Origin of the sequence: Legionella sainthelensi (genome assembly GCF_900637685.1) — a bacterium.
GTDB lineage: Bacteria > Pseudomonadota > Gammaproteobacteria > Legionellales > Legionellaceae > Legionella > Legionella sainthelensi.
Map to the genome: position 1 here is coordinate 3103651 of NZ_LR134388.1, position 17272 is coordinate 3120922.

The window sequence follows — 17272 nt, forward strand, 5'->3', positions numbered from 1 at the left end:
TAGGTAATATAAGGATAAATGTCAATAGATATTAGTGATTTTTCAATTTTTCTATGAAATTTTTGCACTCATCTAAAATAATAAAACAAGATCCTTTAGGCAATAAAAAACTTATACAAGTCATTAGTAATGAATGATTTAAGTGGGCGTTATTTTAAAAATTTATAACGCTCACTTTCACAGTTATAGAAAAGTTACAATGCAGGCGAAAGAGCAGGGCTTTCGATGTCAAGAGTTAAATCAACAGAACCTCTAAATTGAGTATAACTATTATTGACTCTAAATGCCTCCAAGCATAAATCATTGAAAGTCACTCGCGCGTTATGTAAATAAGCAATTTCTGCTTTTTCAACCTCGGAGCGTGTAATGAGATATTCGTTAGTCGCATTTCTCATGGTTGCAAGAAAAGGATAAAAATCAAAATCTGATATATTGCGCTCAGCCTCACCTTGAGAGTTCTTATAATCCATAATAGTTGCAAGAGCCATCTTTATCTTCTCTAAATCTTCATAGGTACAATTGACATGCTTTATCGCTGTGATAAAGCACATAGTTCCCGTAGAACCATCCTTATTGGTCCAGGAGTCAGTATGAACACAGAAATTATTTGACCACCCTTCTGGAGCTTCAATCGCGTCGATTAATGATTTGATAACCTTTTGGGCTAGATATATCTGTGGGGTTTCAGAGAACATATTCTCATAAAACATTTTATATTTTATAGCACTCATGATTGATTCATGGAGCGATTTATTTGGATCAGATAGCTTACCGCCAATTGTAGTATTCACTTGATCTGGAAATAACGCTCCATCAGATGTCAATTTGTCTTTTAAGGCTGGATTATTTCTTAAGCCCGCAAGCCCATGTATTTGATGGTCTGGAGTATGAAACAGCAGAATTACACCACATCCATCGGGTTTGTATTTGGGAACTGAAGGATTTAGAGCCGCAGTTGCATTCAACTCATTCGCTGTTACTTCTCGAAGATTGTCTACACTTACTGTCGTAAGTATATCACTACCACGTATTACTACTTGACTTGACATTATGATACATCCCATTGTGAATATTTTGTTCTGCAATGATACAAAAACATCAGCATTGAAACACATCAATTATATGTATATCAACTATTAATTTTTCAGTTATTTATTGATTATTTCAATAAATTAATACAAAAATCTACAGGACAAGCGCTCATGTACCTATTATTTTTCATTCACAAGGGGTTATAAGTCAAACAAAGGGAGCTGAATCATCTCATTTATTTTTTCTTGCCTTAATTTAACACCTATACCCAATAATCTTACAGGCATATATTTTCTGGAAAAACCTTCTTGAATGAGCTGTTGTAAAATAATAAAGTCCATCTTATCGTGTACACATTCCACCGTAGTTTTCTGGAAATCATTAAATTTCAGTTTAACAAACAAACTATGAATTCCAGAAATTTTTCCTAGCCGTTGTATTCGTAATTCCAGACGTGCCATCAGTTCGGGCAAAGCAGCCAAACACGCCGCTCCATCAGGCAAGTCTGTGAGATAGGTTTCTTCTACACTGATGGATTTTCTAATGCGATCAGGATTGACAAGACGATGATCAATTCCTCGAGCTAATTCATAGAGTCTTTGTCCCATAACACCGAATTCTTTGTATAAAGCGTCAATTGAATAGTGCTGCAGTTCACCACATGTTTTAATATTTAATGCATTTAATTTTTCCTCCATCCTAGGCCCTACCCCAAATAATTTACGCACCGGTAAATGATGCATAAATGCAGTAATTTCTTCTGGTCTAATCACCATTTGCCCATTAGGTTTATGCCAATCACTGGCGATTTTTGCCAAACTTTTGTTTGGAGCAATACCAGCACTCGCCGTAAGTCCTCGGGTTCGATAAATTCGCTCCCGCAGTTCTTGTGCTATCCAAGTCGCGCTTCCCTTGCATTGCATAGAATGAGTGACGTCAAGATAAGCCTCATCCAAAGATAACGGTTCAATAAGATCCGTGTATTCTGCAAACAAAGCGCGAATGTAGTGGCTTTCTTTTTGATAGACCTCCATACGTACTGGTCGCAAGATAAGCTGTCGACATAATTTAAATGCCTGTGCTGTTGGCATCGCGGAGCGTACTCCGAATTGGCGAGCTATATAATTACAAGTAGCAATAACCCCGCGACGATTAGCATCCCCTCCTACCGCAATAGGCTTATTTGCCAACTCAGGAAAATCTCGCATTTCAATCGCAGCATAAAAACAATCCATATCAATATGAATTATTTTTCTGTTTGGGTTTATAAGTTCCATAGTATGTCTTTTGTTTATTCGCTTAAAACATAGCATCGATAAAAGAGCACTGTTAATACAACCTTACTCGTGGAATATCACTCCATTGAGTTGTATAAGCTGGAGATTTAAGTTCTGCGCGCATTGCCCAAGGTTTGGAGTAGCCTTCTGCTGCAAGACGAATCGTACTTCTTCCGTATTTTTGATTAATTTGGTCAAACACATCCATCAGTCGCGCTGAATTATATAATTGTTCATCATTTGGTTGATGAAACATATCCAGTTGGCGTTGATTTTTAGGGACTAAACCACTAAGACACACCCCCGCCTTTTTATAATAGTTTCCTGCTTTAAAAATTCGATGTAGGCATTGCTTTGCACTCTTTGTGATTATGCGCAAATCATCCGTTGGATTGATGAAGCAAAACTCTATGGATTGAACGTGTTGCGCCAAATCTCTCCGAAAGCGATTTGTATGAACAAAAACACTTATGCGCTGTGCCACTAATTGTTGGCAGTGCATTTTTTCCACCGCACGTGCACAATGACTACTTACGGACTCTGCGATTGAAGGGAGTTGTGTTTGCATTTGCCCAAAACTTTTCGAGGATATAATGCTTTGTTTCGACTCTATCTCTTCGATGTTTCCACAAGCAATTTCTTGAAGCTCCATTGCAGTTCGCATCAACACCACATTAAAACAATTCCTCAGAAGATGAATATTTGTGGTTGCTAAATCATAAGCAGTATAAATTCCACGAGAAATTAATTTTTTTTCCCATTGTCGCCCTACCCCCCATATATCACCGACAGAAATCTGCTTTAATAATTGCTCGCGATGAGAAGTGATATTAAACACAGGAGTGTTATAAATTTTTTTGCATAAATAATTTGCTATCTTAGCTAAAGTTTTAGTAGCTCCAATGCCTATGGAGGTTGGAATTCCTGTATGCTTTAGTATTTTCCTCTGCAATTCCTGACAAAATAAATCAGGAGAACCCGGTAAACTTCTTAAATCAAGAAAAGCTTCATCAATAGAGTATATTTCTACATGGGGCCAAGTTTCCTCAATAATACACATCACTCTTTGGCTGATGTTGCCATACAAGGGATAATTCGAAGAAAAAACCTTCACTCCATGCTGCACACACAATCTTTTAATTTTAAAATAGGGCTCTCCCATCGCAATGCCTAACGCTTTAGCCTCACTGGAGCGCGCAATACAACATCCATCATTATTGGATAACACTATAATCGGGATGTTTTTTAAATCAGGGCGAAACAAACGTTCGCAACTTGCATAAAAATTATTGCAGTCTACTAAGGCAAACATGTTAAGGGAGCTCATGAAGCACTAAAGTAACCACACCCCAAATCACCATGTCACTTTCCTCCGTAATATCAATGGGTTTAAATTGAGGATTAGCAGGAAGCAACTGTACCTTGCCAGTCTTTTTAAACAAACGTTTTACCGTTAGTTCGCCATTAATCGCCGCAATCACAATACGGCCGTCTGATGGTTCTATGCTTCTATCGACCAAAAGCCAATCACCTGAAAAAATACCTGCATCTACCATAGATTCACCTATCGCTTGTACTACAAATGTGGCGGAAGGATGCTTGATAAACTTCGTATTTAGATCCAAATAACCCTCGATGTAATCATCAGCAGGTGAAGGAAACCCTGCTTGCACTTTGCTGGAAAATATAGGCAATTGGCAATCAGGTTGGTTTTTTAATCGCGCAAAATCCTCAAGCTGAGATACGGGTATACGAATAATTTTGGTTGGTTCGCCTCTGGGACGTCCAGCTCCTTCTCTTTTTCCTCCTCGTGGAGACATGATGACCTCTTTTGATTTATGTTACACATATCATAGACATAGAAAAAGATACTGTAAAGCCATCCCAGAGCTATATACACTGAAATCAATACTAGGTCTTCGAAAACATTAAGAATTTTTTTTACTAGGATTCAAGGTTGCATTACGAAAGGCTGTTACGATCGGAACTAGAGTACTCTCAGGAAAGAGTCCAGCTAATGGGATTAAGCCATTTAGCGACCAGAAACAAAACAAAATGCCTCTAGAAGAAAAATTGATAACATTTAATATTTAATAATAATGTCTAATCTTGCTTTCATTGACATAGCAAGTTGGCTTAACAGCGTAATTTTTACTTTCTAATTCTGCTTTTATTCTTCCAAAACTGACTAAATTCGTGGAAGCAAGATCTTTTAATACGCGGAGCAAAAGTAAAATTGATTAAATGAGAGACAGCAAAAACCATTTCTATATACCCATGTGTATCAGTTGAATGGAAATTGCTAGTTATTGCCTCATTGTGCAATAAGCTATCGATGACATAGATTGCATCTCGCTCAGCACTGCTAAATACTGTTAAATAGAGTTTTTTATATTTTTGGAGAGAATATAATCCAATGCTTTGAGCAAAAAACTGATTTATTATCTCCATTAGAGCCAGTAACAATCTTAAGGAATAATTAATTAACTATTTAAATTAAATTATAAAAACATAATATTGATCTGCTAGTCATAATTAATAAAAATCGTATTTTTACTATGATTCGCATTTGCCTGTAATTTAACCCTACTCTATGAAATAAGAATAAAATTAGTATATTATGGCTGACTTTTTTAAAGGGGGTATATAGCGATGAAAAGAATTGTAAGTTATATGGTTAAAGATATGAAAGGTTGGGAACGTTTAGCAAGCACACGTTTTAAACCTGACAGTCATTATCCAGAAATTTCTTTTCAAGATGGAGAAGCAGTAATTAAATATACTAAAAAAGAAAATTTGATTCTTAAACAGTGTTTACATCGATTTATTGATACTGAAGAAAAGATAGTTGAATCTCCAACCACCGATACAGATAGAAAAGCATTCAAACATTTTAAGTCAAAAAATCCACACTCATTTTTTATTAATCCATCACCTTTGCAAGAAAGTGACACGAGTATAGAAAGCTCTAATAACCCACCAATAAATGGTGCGGGCAACAAATGAAAACACTAATTGGGAATTTTCCGATATGAAAAATTAGATTTAGCATCAGGGCACAACTAATGAAGCTGGAGTCCATTAATTCGCAATCTAAAATACATCGGCCAATAAATTTTTGTTAGACAAGTAATCAAGAAAAAAGATGGATGAATCACCTTTCCTAGCTCCTAGAATGCTTATACAGGTTCGAGCCTTTGTAAAGAATCCGTTCTTAATAAACCTTTGATGATTCAGGGTTCTATTTAGAACGGATTTTACGGTTTTATTTACAACAACAGTCAACGGTTACAATGTGTCTTAGAGGTAATAGCTCAGCCCCCTGGTTTTACGAATTTTATTTCGCCAATGACCAATTAATGCCTAGTTGAGGTATTTAGCAGTTTCTTTAAAAGACTTAAAGCTCTTTATATGGCTAATTTAAAAAAGAATACGAGAACCATTGCTCAGTTCGTATTTACCCCGTTTCTGTAATTAAACCCCACATGCGACAAAACAGTTATTCTTCCGACTCTTTCATCTCATCAATCAATTGCATAAGAGAATAACATAATTGTTGTGTTCCCTCACCGCTGATGGCTGAAATAGCAAACACTTTATCTTTCCAATTAAGTCCGGTCACTATAGACTGGATCTTTTCCTCTCGACTTGCTGTGTCAGGTAAGGTATCCATTTTGTTCAACACCAACCAGCGATTTTTTTTGAGTAGCTCTGGATTATATTGTGCCAGCTCGTTAATGATCGTTTGGGCAGAAGCGACAGGATCACTACCATCTATGGGTGCTATATCAATCACATGTAAAAGCACGCAAGTACGGGAAAGATGTTTTAAAAAACGATGTCCAAGACCTGCTCCGGTAGAAGCACCTTCGATTAGACCTGGTATGTCAGCCATAACGAAGCTTTTATGAGAGGAAACACTCACAACACCTAAGCTAGGATGTAACGTGGTAAAAGGATAATCAGCAACTTTAGCTTTTGAGCTTGAAACAGCGCGAATTAAAGTTGACTTTCCTGCATTAGGTAATCCTAATAATCCGACATCCGCCAAGACGCGCAATTCCAGCCGTAAATTTCTTGACTCCCCTAAACTTCCTTGGGTTGTTTGGCGTGGTGAACGATTAACACTACTCTTAAAGCGCGTATTTCCCAGGCCATGAAAACCACCTTGAGCAATTAATACCGGAACATTAGGCTCTTTAATATCACCCAACAATTCATCAGTATCCATATCATAAATCAGAGTTCCAACTGGAACTTTAATGATTAAATCATCGCCCTTTTTTCCCGTGCAATTTCCTCCCATTCCTTGCTGACCATTTCCTGCTTTATAGTGACGCATATAGCGAAAATCAATGAGGGTATTTAAATCGGTACTGGCTTCAAAGTAAACACTGCCACCATCTCCGCCATCTCCTCCATCGGGACCACCACGAGGTATGAATTTTTCGCGTCTGAAGCTTAAGCAACCATTTCCTCCATGGCCTGCTTCTATTTTTATTACTGCTTCATCAACGAATTTCATGGCCTACCTCAAAAATAAAAAACCCCGTTGCCGGGGCTAAAGACGACATTGCATTAGGGGATAAAAAAAGCCTAATACAGCAAAAACTGGAAATTTTTTGCTTTTAAACCTGAGAACATTGCAGCAAAGCTACAATTTATCTATTCATATGTACTTCGAATAGCTCAGATTAACTTGCAGCTTCTTCTTTTTGTTCTGCAACAATAGTAACATACTTACGATTTTTGCTTCCTTTAACAACAAATTGTACTAAACCTTCAACCAAAGCAAACAAAGTATGATCGCGACCGCAACCAACACCAGGGCCTGGGTGAAAACGTGTACCACGTTGTCTTACGATAATTTCACCAGCGTTAACAAATTGACCACCAAAACGCTTCACACCAAGATACTTGGGATTCGAATCGCGGCCGTTACGAGTACTACCACCTGCTTTCTTATGAGCCATTGCTATTCCTCTCTTACTTACTTATCGCAGTAATTTTAACTTGCGAATAATATTGTCTGTGCCCCATTTGTTTCTTGTGGTGCTTGCGACGACGAAACTTAATAATTTTAACTTTTTTGTGGCGACCATGATCAAGCACTTCAGCTTTCACTGTAGCCTTATCAACTAGCGGAGATCCACAAACAATTTTATCGCCATCAGCGAGCATTAATACTTCTTTAAATTGTATTTCATTGCCAACATCTTCAGGCAGTAATTCAATTTTTAATACATCACCTTCCTTCACGGTGTATTGCTTACCGCCAGTTTTGATTACTGCATACATAATTTTTCTCCAACTCGCCTGCTTGGCTATCAAAAATTCAATAAAGTCGCATATTCTATGAAATTATGACTATGACTTCAAGTTCATTTTAAAATATTGTATACTTCGCCACCCTTTCCGGATTTTTATCCGGTATTTAGTCTGGTCGCGGATTAAATTTCAAAGGACTTAATCAATTTTAGGAGTATATAATGTCAAACATCCTTTTAGAAGCTCAAACAAGAACGGATATGGGGAAAGGTGCGAGCCGCCGCCTACGTCGTCTTGAAAATCAAGTACCAGCGGTAATCTATGGTGGCGATAAAAAACCCACTTCTATTCATTTTCAACATAACAAAGTAATCAAAGCGTTAGAAACTGAAAGTATTTACTCAAGTGTTTTCGATATTACCGTTGATGGTAAAGTAGAACATGTCATTTTAAAAGCATTACAACGCCATCCTTATAAACCTGTTGTAATGCATATGGATTTACAACGTGTTTCTAAAACTGATGTTCTTGTTAAATTAGTGCCTATTCATTTTATTAATGAAGAAAAAGCTCCTGGTATTAAAGCAGGTGGTATCATCAACCACACCATGACTCAAGTAGAAGTCCGTTGCCAAGCAAAAGACTTACCTGAATTTATTAATGTAGATATGTCTGAAGTTAAAGTTGATGATGTAGTTCACTTATCTCACTTAAAATTACCTAAAGGAGTACAACTTACTGTTGATGTTACTGACGGAAGTCATGATGCACCTGTGGTAAGCATTCATATGTCTAAAATAAGTGCGGCATCAGAAGAAGAAACAGAAGAGACTCCAGCCTCAGCGGTACCTACCATTGACTCTGAGAAAGGCGAAGAATAACTAATTTATCTTCTTATTGTTACGTAATACAATAAATAGAACCTGGGTGAACCTTAAAAAGCTTGGAGACGTATTTAATTTTATCCTTGCCCACTTTGCTTCACCCAAGCAACATAAGTCCAAAATTACGACCACAGCAAAGAGCTTATCATCCATGGCCATTAAACTAATTATCGGTTTACGTAATCCAGGCTCAGCTTATGAACATACCCGTCATAATGCAGGAGAATGGCTAGTCTCAGCATTAGCACAACGATATAGTATCTTCTTTAGACTCGAAAAAAAGATGCAGGCTGAGCTGGTTGATTTAGAATTAAATCAACATCTGTGTAAATTGGCATTACCCGCCACTTTTATGAATCACAGTGGCCAACCTACCCGTCTTATAAGTCAATTTTATCGTATTCAACCAAATGAGATATTAATTGTTCATGATGAGTTAGACTTACCTGCAGGGCGCATTAAACTTAAAACAGGTGGAGGCCATGGAGGTCATAATGGCTTAAGAGATATCATTGCCCAATTAGGAAGCGCAGAATTTCACCGTATGCGTATTGGGATTGGCCATCCTGGACATAAAGACTTAGTCCATCAATTTGTGCTCAGTAAACCTACAGCACAGGAAAGACAATTAACTTATGATGCGATTGATAGGGGTATTGCTGTAATGCCCTGCATTTTTTCTGGTGATTTCGCCAAAGCAATGAATCAATTAAACGCTTAAGGATGTGTGTACTTTGGTACGCATCCTAAATATAACATTTTTTAGAGGTACGACATATGGGATTTAAATGTGGAATAGTGGGCTTGCCCAATGTTGGTAAATCAACTTTATTTAATGCACTGACTAAAGCGGGCATTGAAGCAGCAAATTATCCTTTTTGTACTATTGAACCTAATGTGGGAATTGTGACTGTCCCTGATCCACGCCTTGACGCTTTAAGTAAAATAGTCAACCCTCAGCAAGTACTCCCAGCAACCATGCAATTTGTTGATATTGCAGGTATTGTTAAAGGAGCCTCAAAAGGAGAAGGATTAGGCAATCAATTTTTAGCAAATATTCGTGAAACCGATGCCATTGCCCATGTAGTACGTTGCTTTGAAAATACTGATGTAGTCCATGTAGAAGGTCATGTTCATCCATTAAGCGATATTGAAGTCATTAACACAGAATTGGCTTTAGCAGACATGGAAACTCTCGAAAAAGCCTTATTAAAAGCTGGAAAAAACAGTCGTAGTGGAAATAAAGAAGCGTTATTTGAAGTGAAAACATTAGAAAAAATTAAAGCGCATCTTGATGAAGGTTACCCAGTTCGTACACTTGAACTCACTGCTGAAGAAGAGCCCATTTCACGTCGACTTTTCTTACTCACAGCAAAGCCCGTGCTTTATATCGCAAACGTTGATGATAATGGATATGAAAATAATCCGTTGCTGGAGCAGGTACGCGAATTGGCGCTACAGGAAAAAGCAAGTATTGTTGCTCTATGCGCAGCAACTGAAGCAGAACTCGTAGAGTTAGATGAGGCTGATCGCCAAGAGTTTATGGAAGATTTAGGATTAAGTGAGCCGGGATTGCATCGGGTAATTCGAGCAGGCTATGAACTATTAGGATTACAAACTTATTTTACTGCGGGAGTTAAAGAAGTAAGAGCATGGACCATCTCTAAAGGAGCTACCGCCCCCCAAGCTGCCGGAGTAATCCATACGGACTTTGAAAAAGGCTTCATTCGTGCCGAAGTTATAGCGTATGATGCATTTATTCAATGCGGCGGCGAGCAAGGTGCTAAAGAAGCAGGTAAATTACGTTTAGAAGGTAAGGAATATATCGTTTGCGATGGTGATGTCATGCATTTTCGCTTTAATGTATAATGAATCCAAGCCCAGTTTCACTTGACAATTCTTATGCTCAACTTTAGCATTTATTGATTGAGTCGTAGAGGACAAACAATGGCGATTGACAGTATACGCGCGCTAATTAATGACGATTTTAATGCCGTTAATAATTTAATTATTAATAAAATTGAATCACAAATTGGCCTAATTGATAAAATGTCCCACCATATGATTGAGAGTGGTGGGAAAAGATTACGTCCATTGTTAGTTCTTTTAACAAGCAATGCCTGCGGCTATCAAGGCCAAGAACATATTGACCTGGCGGCAATGGTAGAGTTTTTTCATACCGCAACTTTATTGCATGATGATGTTATTGATGAATCGACATTGAGAAGAGGACGTCAAACGGCAAACAATATCTGGGGAAGCAAAGCCAGTATTTTAGTCGGCGATTATCTTTTTACTCAATCCATTGAATTGATGGTTGATATAAATAACGCTGAGGTACTTAAGCTTTTCTCCAGAACAGCACTTGAAATTAGTTGTGGTGAAGTAAAACAATTGACGAATCGTCATAATCCTGCATTAACTTTTGAGGAATACTTTGATGTAATTCGTGCTAAAACAGCCTTATTATTTGCAGCTGCTGCATGCATAGGTCCAATAATTAGCAACTCTTCTAAGGAAATGCAAGATGCTCTTTATGCTTATGGGTTACATCTAGGAAATGCATTCCAACTCATAGATGATGCGCTGGATTATTGCTCTGACGCAAAAACGATTGGTAAAAATATAGGAGATGATCTTGCGGATGGAAAAGCAACCTTACCTTTAATCTATGCTCTACAACATGGAACAGAAATACAAAAACAGCACATTGAAGAAAGTCTAAAACACGGTACACTCGACTTTTTACCCGAAATTCTTGAAGCGTTGGAAGAAACTAAGGCTATAGAATACACTAAAGAAATTGCAGCCAAGGAAGTCAATACCGCCATTTCCAGCTTAGCATTACTGCCTGACTCCAAATATAAAAATGCGCTTATCGAGCTCGCACAATTTGCATTACTAAGAAGTTACTAGTTTCGAACATTAACTTAGAAGGTTTATCAAGACAGAAGAATTTCATCTTCTCCAACACGGAGTGTAGCTCAGCCTGGTAGAGCACTGCCTTCGGGAGGCAGGGGTCGCAAGTTCGATTCTTGTCACTCCGACCAATAAAATCAAGATGTTATGAAATTTTCTGTGGAGCAAATTTTAACTCCAGCTGCGACAATCATTTTTTTAATCCTTAGAGTTTCATACGTATCATTTCCATGACGCCTTTAGGCGCTTGCAATAGGACCATTCTAGATTTGTGTCCAGCAAGTGTTGTTATAACTTGGCGTTTGTTTCCTTTGAATTCAATAGTACCCCCTTCCCAATGACCAAAACGTTCTCAAGAATCGATTTCTTCAGGTCTTTGATTTAAGCCTGACACAAGGTTTTCCCGAATATTCAGCCCAAATTCATAATCTGCCCCCTGCCACTTTAACCAGGCCTCCTTATGAGCCAGAACGAAAATGTTAAGTTCATTCAATAAAAGTGAAGGTTTTTAACTCTTTTTTCACAATCAAATTAAAATATATGTTTTGGGGTAAGTTAATGTAATTAATTGTGTTATTTTGATACAATACTTTTTTTAAATGAAAATATATTCGATGGATACACCCAAAAACAAAGCTACTTCCGTTTCAGCCACTCAAGAGCTAAGAGCACTGTTTGAGATCACTAATACCAACAGACAAGCTGCTTGGTATCAACGTCTCATAACGTGCCTACCCTACGCAGTGTTCACTAGTGGTGAACCTGAGATCATCTTCAACCCCGCGGGTCTCACCTACTATAATCTTGAGCTTCGCGAAACCATCTCTAAGGATAACAGCATTCCAAGCTATACCATTCCTGAGCTCATAGATATATTTTTAATCAATGAAGGGGTTGGCATAGCCATAGAGGCACGCAACGCAAAACAAGCGATTGATCTCAGTTACGGTGACGTTTTAGGTTTTCATCTCTATCGGACGTTCGCAGAACCCGAGGATCATCCATTCAAAACAAATAAACCACACGCCTCTATTATTCGCGAGAGCACTGATATCCTCATCAGCGACGTTCCGGCGCAGATCCTCCCCGCCAGCTCAATAAAATTACTTGAGGCGATCATGCTGCATTTCGGTATACAAGAGGCCAAAATCAAGCTCGCCTATCTCTCAGAAACTGAGCAGCATGAGTTAGTCTTCTCGATTGACAAGAATCAATTTGCACCTGGCAAAATAAAAGCACTTATCCAAAAACTAGGCTGGTTTTTACCACGGTATTATTCATATTCGGCTTGTGATCTGAATGATGTATTCCCTCTGGTTGGAACACATTAAAACCACACTCGCCGTTTGCGCATTGGGTTCATTCGCCAATCTTGTTATACGTTATGTAAGGCCTAATAGAACATACGCGTTAATGGTATATTGAGCTTTTCCTGTGTAACGTGTTCAACTGAATCTTCTTTTTCCAAATGCTCAGCTAATGCCTCGGGAGGGACATAATGAGCACGGCGCTTTATCTTCCACTCATCAAAGAGAGCAAAGGACTGTGAAGCTGCGATGTTCAGGGTATTAGCCACAAATTCGGAGCAAAACATTTTTGTAGGCTTAGGAGGTGGGGTTTGGCTGCTAAAATGTGTGGGCGGAGGAGCCGTTAATACGGAGCGAATAGCGTCATCTGGACTGGTGTCTCTTGCTACCCAATTTCCGATGAAAGAAAAAACACGATAGAGCAGATTTACAAGACCTGAGAGTATTTTTCGCAAGGTATTATTTTCAAGACGAACTTGTTGGGCACTATATTGTTCTTTAGAAAGTGCATACAAATTTTCATGAATGTTTCTATATTCGTTTAATGCATCCTCGTTTTTTTCAGGATTTCGGATACGTTTGTCTTTAAAGAGTTCTTTTTTAACACGATAAACATCGGAGTATAAAAAATGATGCAACTCTACTCTGTTATGTTGATAGGAGTCGACCACATGAGAGTAATGCATCGCATTATCGTCATCCTTATCAAATACCATCAGAGCGCTTTGTGCATGTTTAGTTAGTTTATTTTTAAACCAAAAATAGATTTTGTCCCCAATACTTTCATTGTCATGCAAACCCGGTATTATTTTTTCTTCTTTCTCATTCGAGGGCTGTAAGATATCACCGCTTTGAAGAGTACCCTTAATCTCGTGTTGGAATTCAAGATCTAGCTTATCAAGAACTTCTTTAGACTGCTGTTCTAATGAAAAAAATGTTTCAAAATGCTTAAGTTGTGTATTAGTTTGAACCATAAATGCATGCAATTTTAGACAAGCTTTATGAATCTGATCATCTTGACCCTCATACATAGAAATATGGTGCCCTGCCAGTTCTAGGATTTTAAAATAACTACTTATGCTGACTTGTTGGATAGGCGCATTAATTTTTTTCTGTAGTAGCGCTAGATTGTCTCTTACCTGCTCAGAGTATCATTATAGATATTGGCTTCGGCGACCACTTTGCGATATTGCGTCATAAAGCTAAGCAAGGTTGTACAGTGAGGATGTGCTTTTTTGTATTTTTGCAGAGTGTTTATAATCGTGTCTAACTGCTTTTGATCGTTTCCATTCAATATATCTATCAATTCACATAAGTCTTGATGATGGGATGGTAAATCGCCTTCTTTTTCAAATAATATAGCCAATTGTTGCAGTTTTTTGGAAGAAGGCATTAGAACTCAAATGGCATAAACAAATACATTTAGACTTTAAATTATACAGCAAAATGTGTTTATTATATAGAGTTAGCTCAAGTATCGAGTTGATTGCCTTTATTGTATGGCTCAAAATAGGGTCAATAAGTTTATCCCAATTTGACTAATTCGCTTTACCTCAGATTGGTAATTGCGAAACTTTGAAAAGAAGATGTAATTTTGGTCACTGAATTTGGGGAGTTGATAAAAGGAATCACCAATCGGACAAGCAAAACATGTGTGTCGAACCATAATCATTTCATTTTGATCACAAAACTAACATCTTACCAATAGCAAAAAAGAGATGTCTCAGTTTGTCTTTTTTTATCACCTGATAACAACTGATCAATTGACTAAGTTATCACAAAGCAGGATCAACTTGCACACTATAAACATTTTTAACGTGATCCCTAATTCATATAAAATTAATGAATTATCAATTAATTAGCACGTTATTAACTTCTCATCAAGCGATCTGCTTGGGTGTCGGTTTTCACCTTCACCCAGCTACAATTTTTAATTCATTAAAAGTTAATGGCTGTTCCAGTAGGTGCGGTCAAAGGGTAAGGATAAACTACTACGGGCGTAACAACAGGTGTAACCACAGTCGTAACAACAGGTGTAACAGCAACTGCCTTGAATGTAACCACTGGTTTGTAGGTAACTACTGGTTTGTAGGTAACTACTGGTTTATAGGTAACTGCCGACGTGTATGCAATTGCCGGTGTATATGGTGGTGTGTATTTAATTGAACAACATCCCGTCATCAGAATCATATTTCCTAATAAAATAATCCATTTCATTATAAAGCCCCTTGCATGGATGCCTACATAAATAGTATATTATTTGAACATACAGGGCAATAATAAATCATTAAGACCTGGATAAATCGGAATCAGGGATTATAATCATTCCGTCAGCATCTTCTTCAAACTAGATGCTCAATCTAATAAAAAATGCATTTCATTCAGTTATAAAGTCTAAAACCTGTAATAAATATCAGGTTTTCCCCGTTTTAGGTAATAAATTATTATTTTTTATGGGCATTTTGTCCTCAAACCCAAATTACATAAGGAACGTGATGAATAAATTAAAATTATATTCTTTTTTGTCGAGTGCTTTCATATTTTCAATAACAGCCCAAGCTGCATCCAAAGTTTTTATTGACGGGAACAACATGTACCATTATTTAACACAAAATAATAAAGCGCTGGTCGGTAAAAATAGTGATTATCAATTTGTATTATCCAACCAAGTCACCTTACCCAATGGCGTTACTAAAAAAAAATACAGTTTATATTACAAAGAAATTCCGGTATTTAATGCAATTTTAACGAGTTCTGAACTAAGTGGCGTGGAAAACGCGTGGTATGGGCAAATGATGATCGATATTGAGAAAGACATTACCAATACAATACCCAGTTTAAACTCCAAGGAAGTTTTAAAAATCGCAAAGAAAAATGCATCACTGATAGAAAATGACGTTATTAAAAATGAGAAAGCCCAGCTTTATGTACGTATTAATGAGAACAACAAAGCAGAATTAGTTTATTTAGTTTCCTTTAATGTAGAAAGCTATAACGTTCAAAGGCCCTACTATATGGTTAATGCACAGACAGGAGAGATTATATCCTCGTGGAATGGCCTTACAACACGAGATGCAGAAGGACCAGGAGGGAACCAGAAGACAGGAGCTTATTATTATGGGCGTGACTATGGCTTCCTGAATGTCTCGGATACCTGTCAAATGACCAATCAAGATGTAGACACCTATGACATGAATAATCAGATCACAGGGGGAACTATTTATAAATTTGCCTGTCCTCTCCGTAGTACTGACCGACCAGTAAATAATGGAAAAGCGGTAAATGGCGCATATTCCCCCATTAATGATGCCCATTATTTTGCGAGCATAGTTCTTGATATGTATCGAAAATGGTTTTCCCTTAATCCACTTAAATCCAAATTCCAGGTACGGGTACATTTTGGGACAAACTATGAAGGAGCTTTCTGGAATGGCCAACAAATGACTTTTGGAGATGGGGGGGCTAATACATATCCTTTTACTGCCATAGATGTCATGGCTCATGAGGTAAGTCACGGGGTCACTGAGTTTAATTCCGGACTTCTATACAAAGGTCAATCCGGGGGAATCAATGAGGCATTCTCGGATATGGCAGGAGAAACAGCTGAGAATTATTTGAATTTACAATTAGGAAAAGAAAATGATTGGTTAGGAGGAGCTACTATCATGAAGAATCAAGTTGCAATGCGTTATTTTAAGAATCCTACTCTTGATGGTATGTCTATAGACAATGCTAAAAATTACAATGACTCCATGGATGTACATCATACATCCGGAGTATTTAATAAAGCCTTTTATACTTTGTCTACAACGCCCAGTTGGGATATAAGGAAGGCATTTGGCAGCTTCTTATTTGCGAATCAAATGTATTGGCAACCCGAAACCACTTTTAACAGTGCAGCCTGTGGGGTTGCTAAGGCAGCTGCTGATCTTGGGTATGAGGTGAATGACGTTCTTGCCAGTTTTCGCTCAGTAGGCGTGGACGCTAATTGTAATGTGGATGACCCAGCAACCGATAGTGAAATTGAAATATCCAATGGGACCATTGTTAATAACATTAAATTAGCTGCGGGTGATGAACACCGATATCTCATTAAAGTACCCGTACTGAATAAATATCCTTTTGGTTATGACCTTCTTTCCATTCAAGTAACAGACAATCAAAATAATGCGAAAAATAGTGCTCAATTGTATGTTCGTTATGAAGATGGGACTTTAAGCAGAGTACTATTGGCCGGCAATGAATATTTTAATATTAAAAAACCTGCAGCCGGAAATTATCATATTTTAATAAAAGGGGTTACTGCGAATTCAGTTAACTTAACTGCTTTTTATGGAAATTTGCAGTAATGCAGTATAAATAATTTATTTTAAAGATTGGCTATTTAAGTCATCAATAGCCAATCTCATTTAAGTTGTTACGTAGAGAATCAATTCAAATGAGCAAGCACAAAAAGGCTCTGTAAAAAATATAAAATTCAAGTGAATTTAATAGAGGTTTTTTAACTATTTGATCATTATTTATTTCAATGTATCAAAAAAAATTTTCAATGACTCTGACTTTATAAAGTTAGGAGTTGGGATGT

Annotated in this window: 18 protein-coding genes, 1 tRNA gene and 1 pseudogene; 8 read left to right on the plus strand and 12 right to left on the minus strand. The window is 37.5% G+C overall.

Going from position 1 to position 17272, the window contains the following annotated elements:
- Positions 1-194: 194 nt before the first annotated feature.
- The 5 genes from EL220_RS13640 to EL220_RS13660 all read right to left on the minus strand — a co-directional run bounded on the left by EL220_RS13640 (position 195) and on the right by EL220_RS13660 (position 4760).
- On the minus strand, positions 195-1049 hold the full coding sequence (locus EL220_RS13640) for a hypothetical protein (protein ID WP_027272045.1): 855 nt from the start codon (positions 1047-1049) through the stop codon (positions 195-197).
- 183 nt (positions 1050-1232) lie between these two features.
- A complete protein-coding gene (dinB, locus tag EL220_RS13645) occupies positions 1233-2300 on the minus strand; it encodes a DNA polymerase IV (RefSeq protein ID WP_027272046.1) in 1068 nt (355 codons plus the stop codon).
- A 61-nt stretch (positions 2301-2361) separates the two neighbouring features.
- Complete coding sequence (locus tag EL220_RS13650; RefSeq protein WP_027272047.1) at positions 2362-3636, minus strand: Y-family DNA polymerase; 1275 nt, start codon at positions 3634-3636, stop codon at positions 2362-2364.
- Positions 3623-4129, minus strand: coding sequence for a LexA family protein (locus EL220_RS13655; protein ID WP_027272048.1), 507 nt, complete (start codon positions 4127-4129; stop codon positions 3623-3625). The genes EL220_RS13650 and EL220_RS13655 overlap by 14 nt, the downstream gene beginning before the upstream one ends.
- Before the next feature lie 331 nt (positions 4130-4460).
- The gene (locus EL220_RS13660; protein WP_027272049.1) at positions 4461-4760 is read right to left on the minus strand and encodes a Tn3 family transposase; all 300 of its coding nucleotides are present in this window, start codon (positions 4758-4760) and stop codon (positions 4461-4463) included.
- Between the two features lie 201 nt (positions 4761-4961).
- Between EL220_RS13660 and EL220_RS13665 the strand changes: the two genes are divergently transcribed.
- A complete protein-coding gene (locus EL220_RS13665; protein ID WP_027272050.1) occupies positions 4962-5315 on the plus strand; it encodes a hypothetical protein in 354 nt (117 codons plus the stop codon).
- A 493-nt stretch (positions 5316-5808) separates the two neighbouring features.
- On the opposite strand, the gene cgtA is transcribed toward EL220_RS13665, so the two are convergent.
- From cgtA to rplU, 3 genes are all read right to left on the minus strand, one after another.
- Positions 5809-6834, minus strand: coding sequence for an Obg family GTPase CgtA (gene cgtA / locus EL220_RS13670; RefSeq protein ID WP_027272051.1), 1026 nt, complete (start codon positions 6832-6834; stop codon positions 5809-5811).
- Between the two features lie 169 nt (positions 6835-7003).
- Complete coding sequence (gene rpmA, locus EL220_RS13675; protein ID WP_027272052.1) at positions 7004-7282, minus strand: 50S ribosomal protein L27; 279 nt, start codon at positions 7280-7282, stop codon at positions 7004-7006.
- Between the two features lie 13 nt (positions 7283-7295).
- Positions 7296-7607, minus strand: coding sequence for a 50S ribosomal protein L21 (gene rplU, locus EL220_RS13680; protein WP_003635427.1), 312 nt, complete (start codon positions 7605-7607; stop codon positions 7296-7298).
- 191 nt (positions 7608-7798) lie between these two features.
- On the opposite strand from rplU, the gene EL220_RS13685 reads away from it, so the two are divergent.
- The 5 genes from EL220_RS13685 (at position 7799) to EL220_RS13705 (ending at position 11511) form a co-directional block, all read left to right on the plus strand.
- Complete coding sequence (locus EL220_RS13685; RefSeq protein ID WP_027272053.1) at positions 7799-8458, plus strand: 50S ribosomal protein L25/general stress protein Ctc; 660 nt, start codon at positions 7799-7801, stop codon at positions 8456-8458.
- A gap of 154 nt (positions 8459-8612) precedes the next feature.
- Positions 8613-9182, plus strand: coding sequence for an aminoacyl-tRNA hydrolase (gene pth / locus EL220_RS13690; RefSeq protein ID WP_027272054.1), 570 nt, complete (start codon positions 8613-8615; stop codon positions 9180-9182).
- A gap of 56 nt (positions 9183-9238) precedes the next feature.
- On the plus strand, positions 9239-10330 hold the full coding sequence (gene ychF, locus EL220_RS13695) for a redox-regulated ATPase YchF (RefSeq protein WP_027272055.1): 1092 nt from the start codon (positions 9239-9241) through the stop codon (positions 10328-10330).
- 78 nt (positions 10331-10408) lie between these two features.
- A complete protein-coding gene (locus EL220_RS13700; RefSeq protein WP_027272056.1) occupies positions 10409-11377 on the plus strand; it encodes a polyprenyl synthetase family protein in 969 nt (322 codons plus the stop codon).
- 57 nt (positions 11378-11434) lie between these two features.
- Positions 11435-11511 (plus strand) — tRNA-Pro (locus EL220_RS13705).
- An 80-nt stretch (positions 11512-11591) separates the two neighbouring features.
- Here the strand turns inward: EL220_RS13705 and EL220_RS19895 are convergent.
- Positions 11592-11765 (minus strand): annotated as a pseudogene (locus EL220_RS19895) (IS30 family transposase); the annotation flags it as partial.
- 229 nt (positions 11766-11994) lie between these two features.
- Here EL220_RS19895 and EL220_RS13715 point away from each other — a divergent pair.
- The gene (locus tag EL220_RS13715) at positions 11995-12711 is read left to right on the plus strand and encodes a hypothetical protein (protein ID WP_027272057.1); all 717 of its coding nucleotides are present in this window, start codon (positions 11995-11997) and stop codon (positions 12709-12711) included.
- A 62-nt stretch (positions 12712-12773) separates the two neighbouring features.
- Here EL220_RS13715 and EL220_RS13720 read toward each other — a convergent pair whose 3' ends face one another.
- From EL220_RS13720 to EL220_RS13730, 3 genes are all read right to left on the minus strand, one after another.
- Positions 12774-13718 (minus strand): SWI/SNF complex subunit SWI3, encoded by a 945-nt coding sequence (locus EL220_RS13720; RefSeq protein WP_027272058.1) that lies wholly within the window; start codon positions 13716-13718, stop codon positions 12774-12776.
- Positions 13719-13822: 104 nt separating this feature from the next.
- A complete protein-coding gene (locus tag EL220_RS13725; protein ID WP_027272059.1) occupies positions 13823-14080 on the minus strand; it encodes a hypothetical protein in 258 nt (85 codons plus the stop codon).
- A 545-nt stretch (positions 14081-14625) separates the two neighbouring features.
- On the minus strand, positions 14626-14868 hold the full coding sequence (locus tag EL220_RS13730; protein ID WP_232002469.1) for a hypothetical protein: 243 nt from the start codon (positions 14866-14868) through the stop codon (positions 14626-14628).
- Between the two features lie 314 nt (positions 14869-15182).
- Here EL220_RS13730 and EL220_RS13735 point away from each other — a divergent pair, with 314 nt between their 5' ends.
- Positions 15183-17036: a M4 family metallopeptidase gene (locus EL220_RS13735; RefSeq protein ID WP_027272061.1), complete on the plus strand. Its 1854-nt coding sequence runs from the start codon at positions 15183-15185 to the stop codon at positions 17034-17036.
- The last annotated feature ends 236 nt before the right edge of the window (positions 17037-17272 follow it).

Coding starts and splice junctions, on each gene's coding strand:
- EL220_RS13640 (WP_027272045.1), bottom strand. CDS start 1,049: ATGTCAAGTCAAGTAGTAATACGTGGTAGTGATATACTTACGACAGTA.
- EL220_RS13650 (WP_027272047.1), bottom strand. CDS start 3,636: ATGAGCTCCCTTAACATGTTTGCCTTAGTAGACTGCAATAATTTTTAT.
- EL220_RS13655 (WP_027272048.1), bottom strand. CDS start 4,129: ATGTCTCCACGAGGAGGAAAAAGAGAAGGAGCTGGACGTCCCAGAGGC.
- EL220_RS13660 (WP_027272049.1), bottom strand. CDS start 4,760: ATGGAGATAATAAATCAGTTTTTTGCTCAAAGCATTGGATTATATTCT.
- EL220_RS13665 (WP_027272050.1), top strand. CDS start 4,962: ATGAAAAGAATTGTAAGTTATATGGTTAAAGATATGAAAGGTTGGGAA.
- cgtA (WP_027272051.1), bottom strand. CDS start 6,834: ATGAAATTCGTTGATGAAGCAGTAATAAAAATAGAAGCAGGCCATGGA.
- rpmA (WP_027272052.1), bottom strand. CDS start 7,282: ATGGCTCATAAGAAAGCAGGTGGTAGTACTCGTAACGGCCGCGATTCG.
- rplU (WP_003635427.1), bottom strand. CDS start 7,607: ATGTATGCAGTAATCAAAACTGGCGGTAAGCAATACACCGTGAAGGAA.
- EL220_RS13685 (WP_027272053.1), top strand. CDS start 7,799: ATGTCAAACATCCTTTTAGAAGCTCAAACAAGAACGGATATGGGGAAA.
- pth (WP_027272054.1), top strand. CDS start 8,613: ATGGCCATTAAACTAATTATCGGTTTACGTAATCCAGGCTCAGCTTAT.
- ychF (WP_027272055.1), top strand. CDS start 9,239: ATGGGATTTAAATGTGGAATAGTGGGCTTGCCCAATGTTGGTAAATCA.
- EL220_RS13700 (WP_027272056.1), top strand. CDS start 10,409: ATGGCGATTGACAGTATACGCGCGCTAATTAATGACGATTTTAATGCC.
- EL220_RS13715 (WP_027272057.1), top strand. CDS start 11,995: ATGGATACACCCAAAAACAAAGCTACTTCCGTTTCAGCCACTCAAGAG.
- EL220_RS13720 (WP_027272058.1), bottom strand. CDS start 13,718: ATGTATGAGGGTCAAGATGATCAGATTCATAAAGCTTGTCTAAAATTG.
- EL220_RS13725 (WP_027272059.1), bottom strand. CDS start 14,080: ATGCCTTCTTCCAAAAAACTGCAACAATTGGCTATATTATTTGAAAAA.
- EL220_RS13730 (WP_232002469.1), bottom strand. CDS start 14,868: ATGACGGGATGTTGTTCAATTAAATACACACCACCATATACACCGGCA.
- EL220_RS13735 (WP_027272061.1), top strand. CDS start 15,183: ATGAATAAATTAAAATTATATTCTTTTTTGTCGAGTGCTTTCATATTT.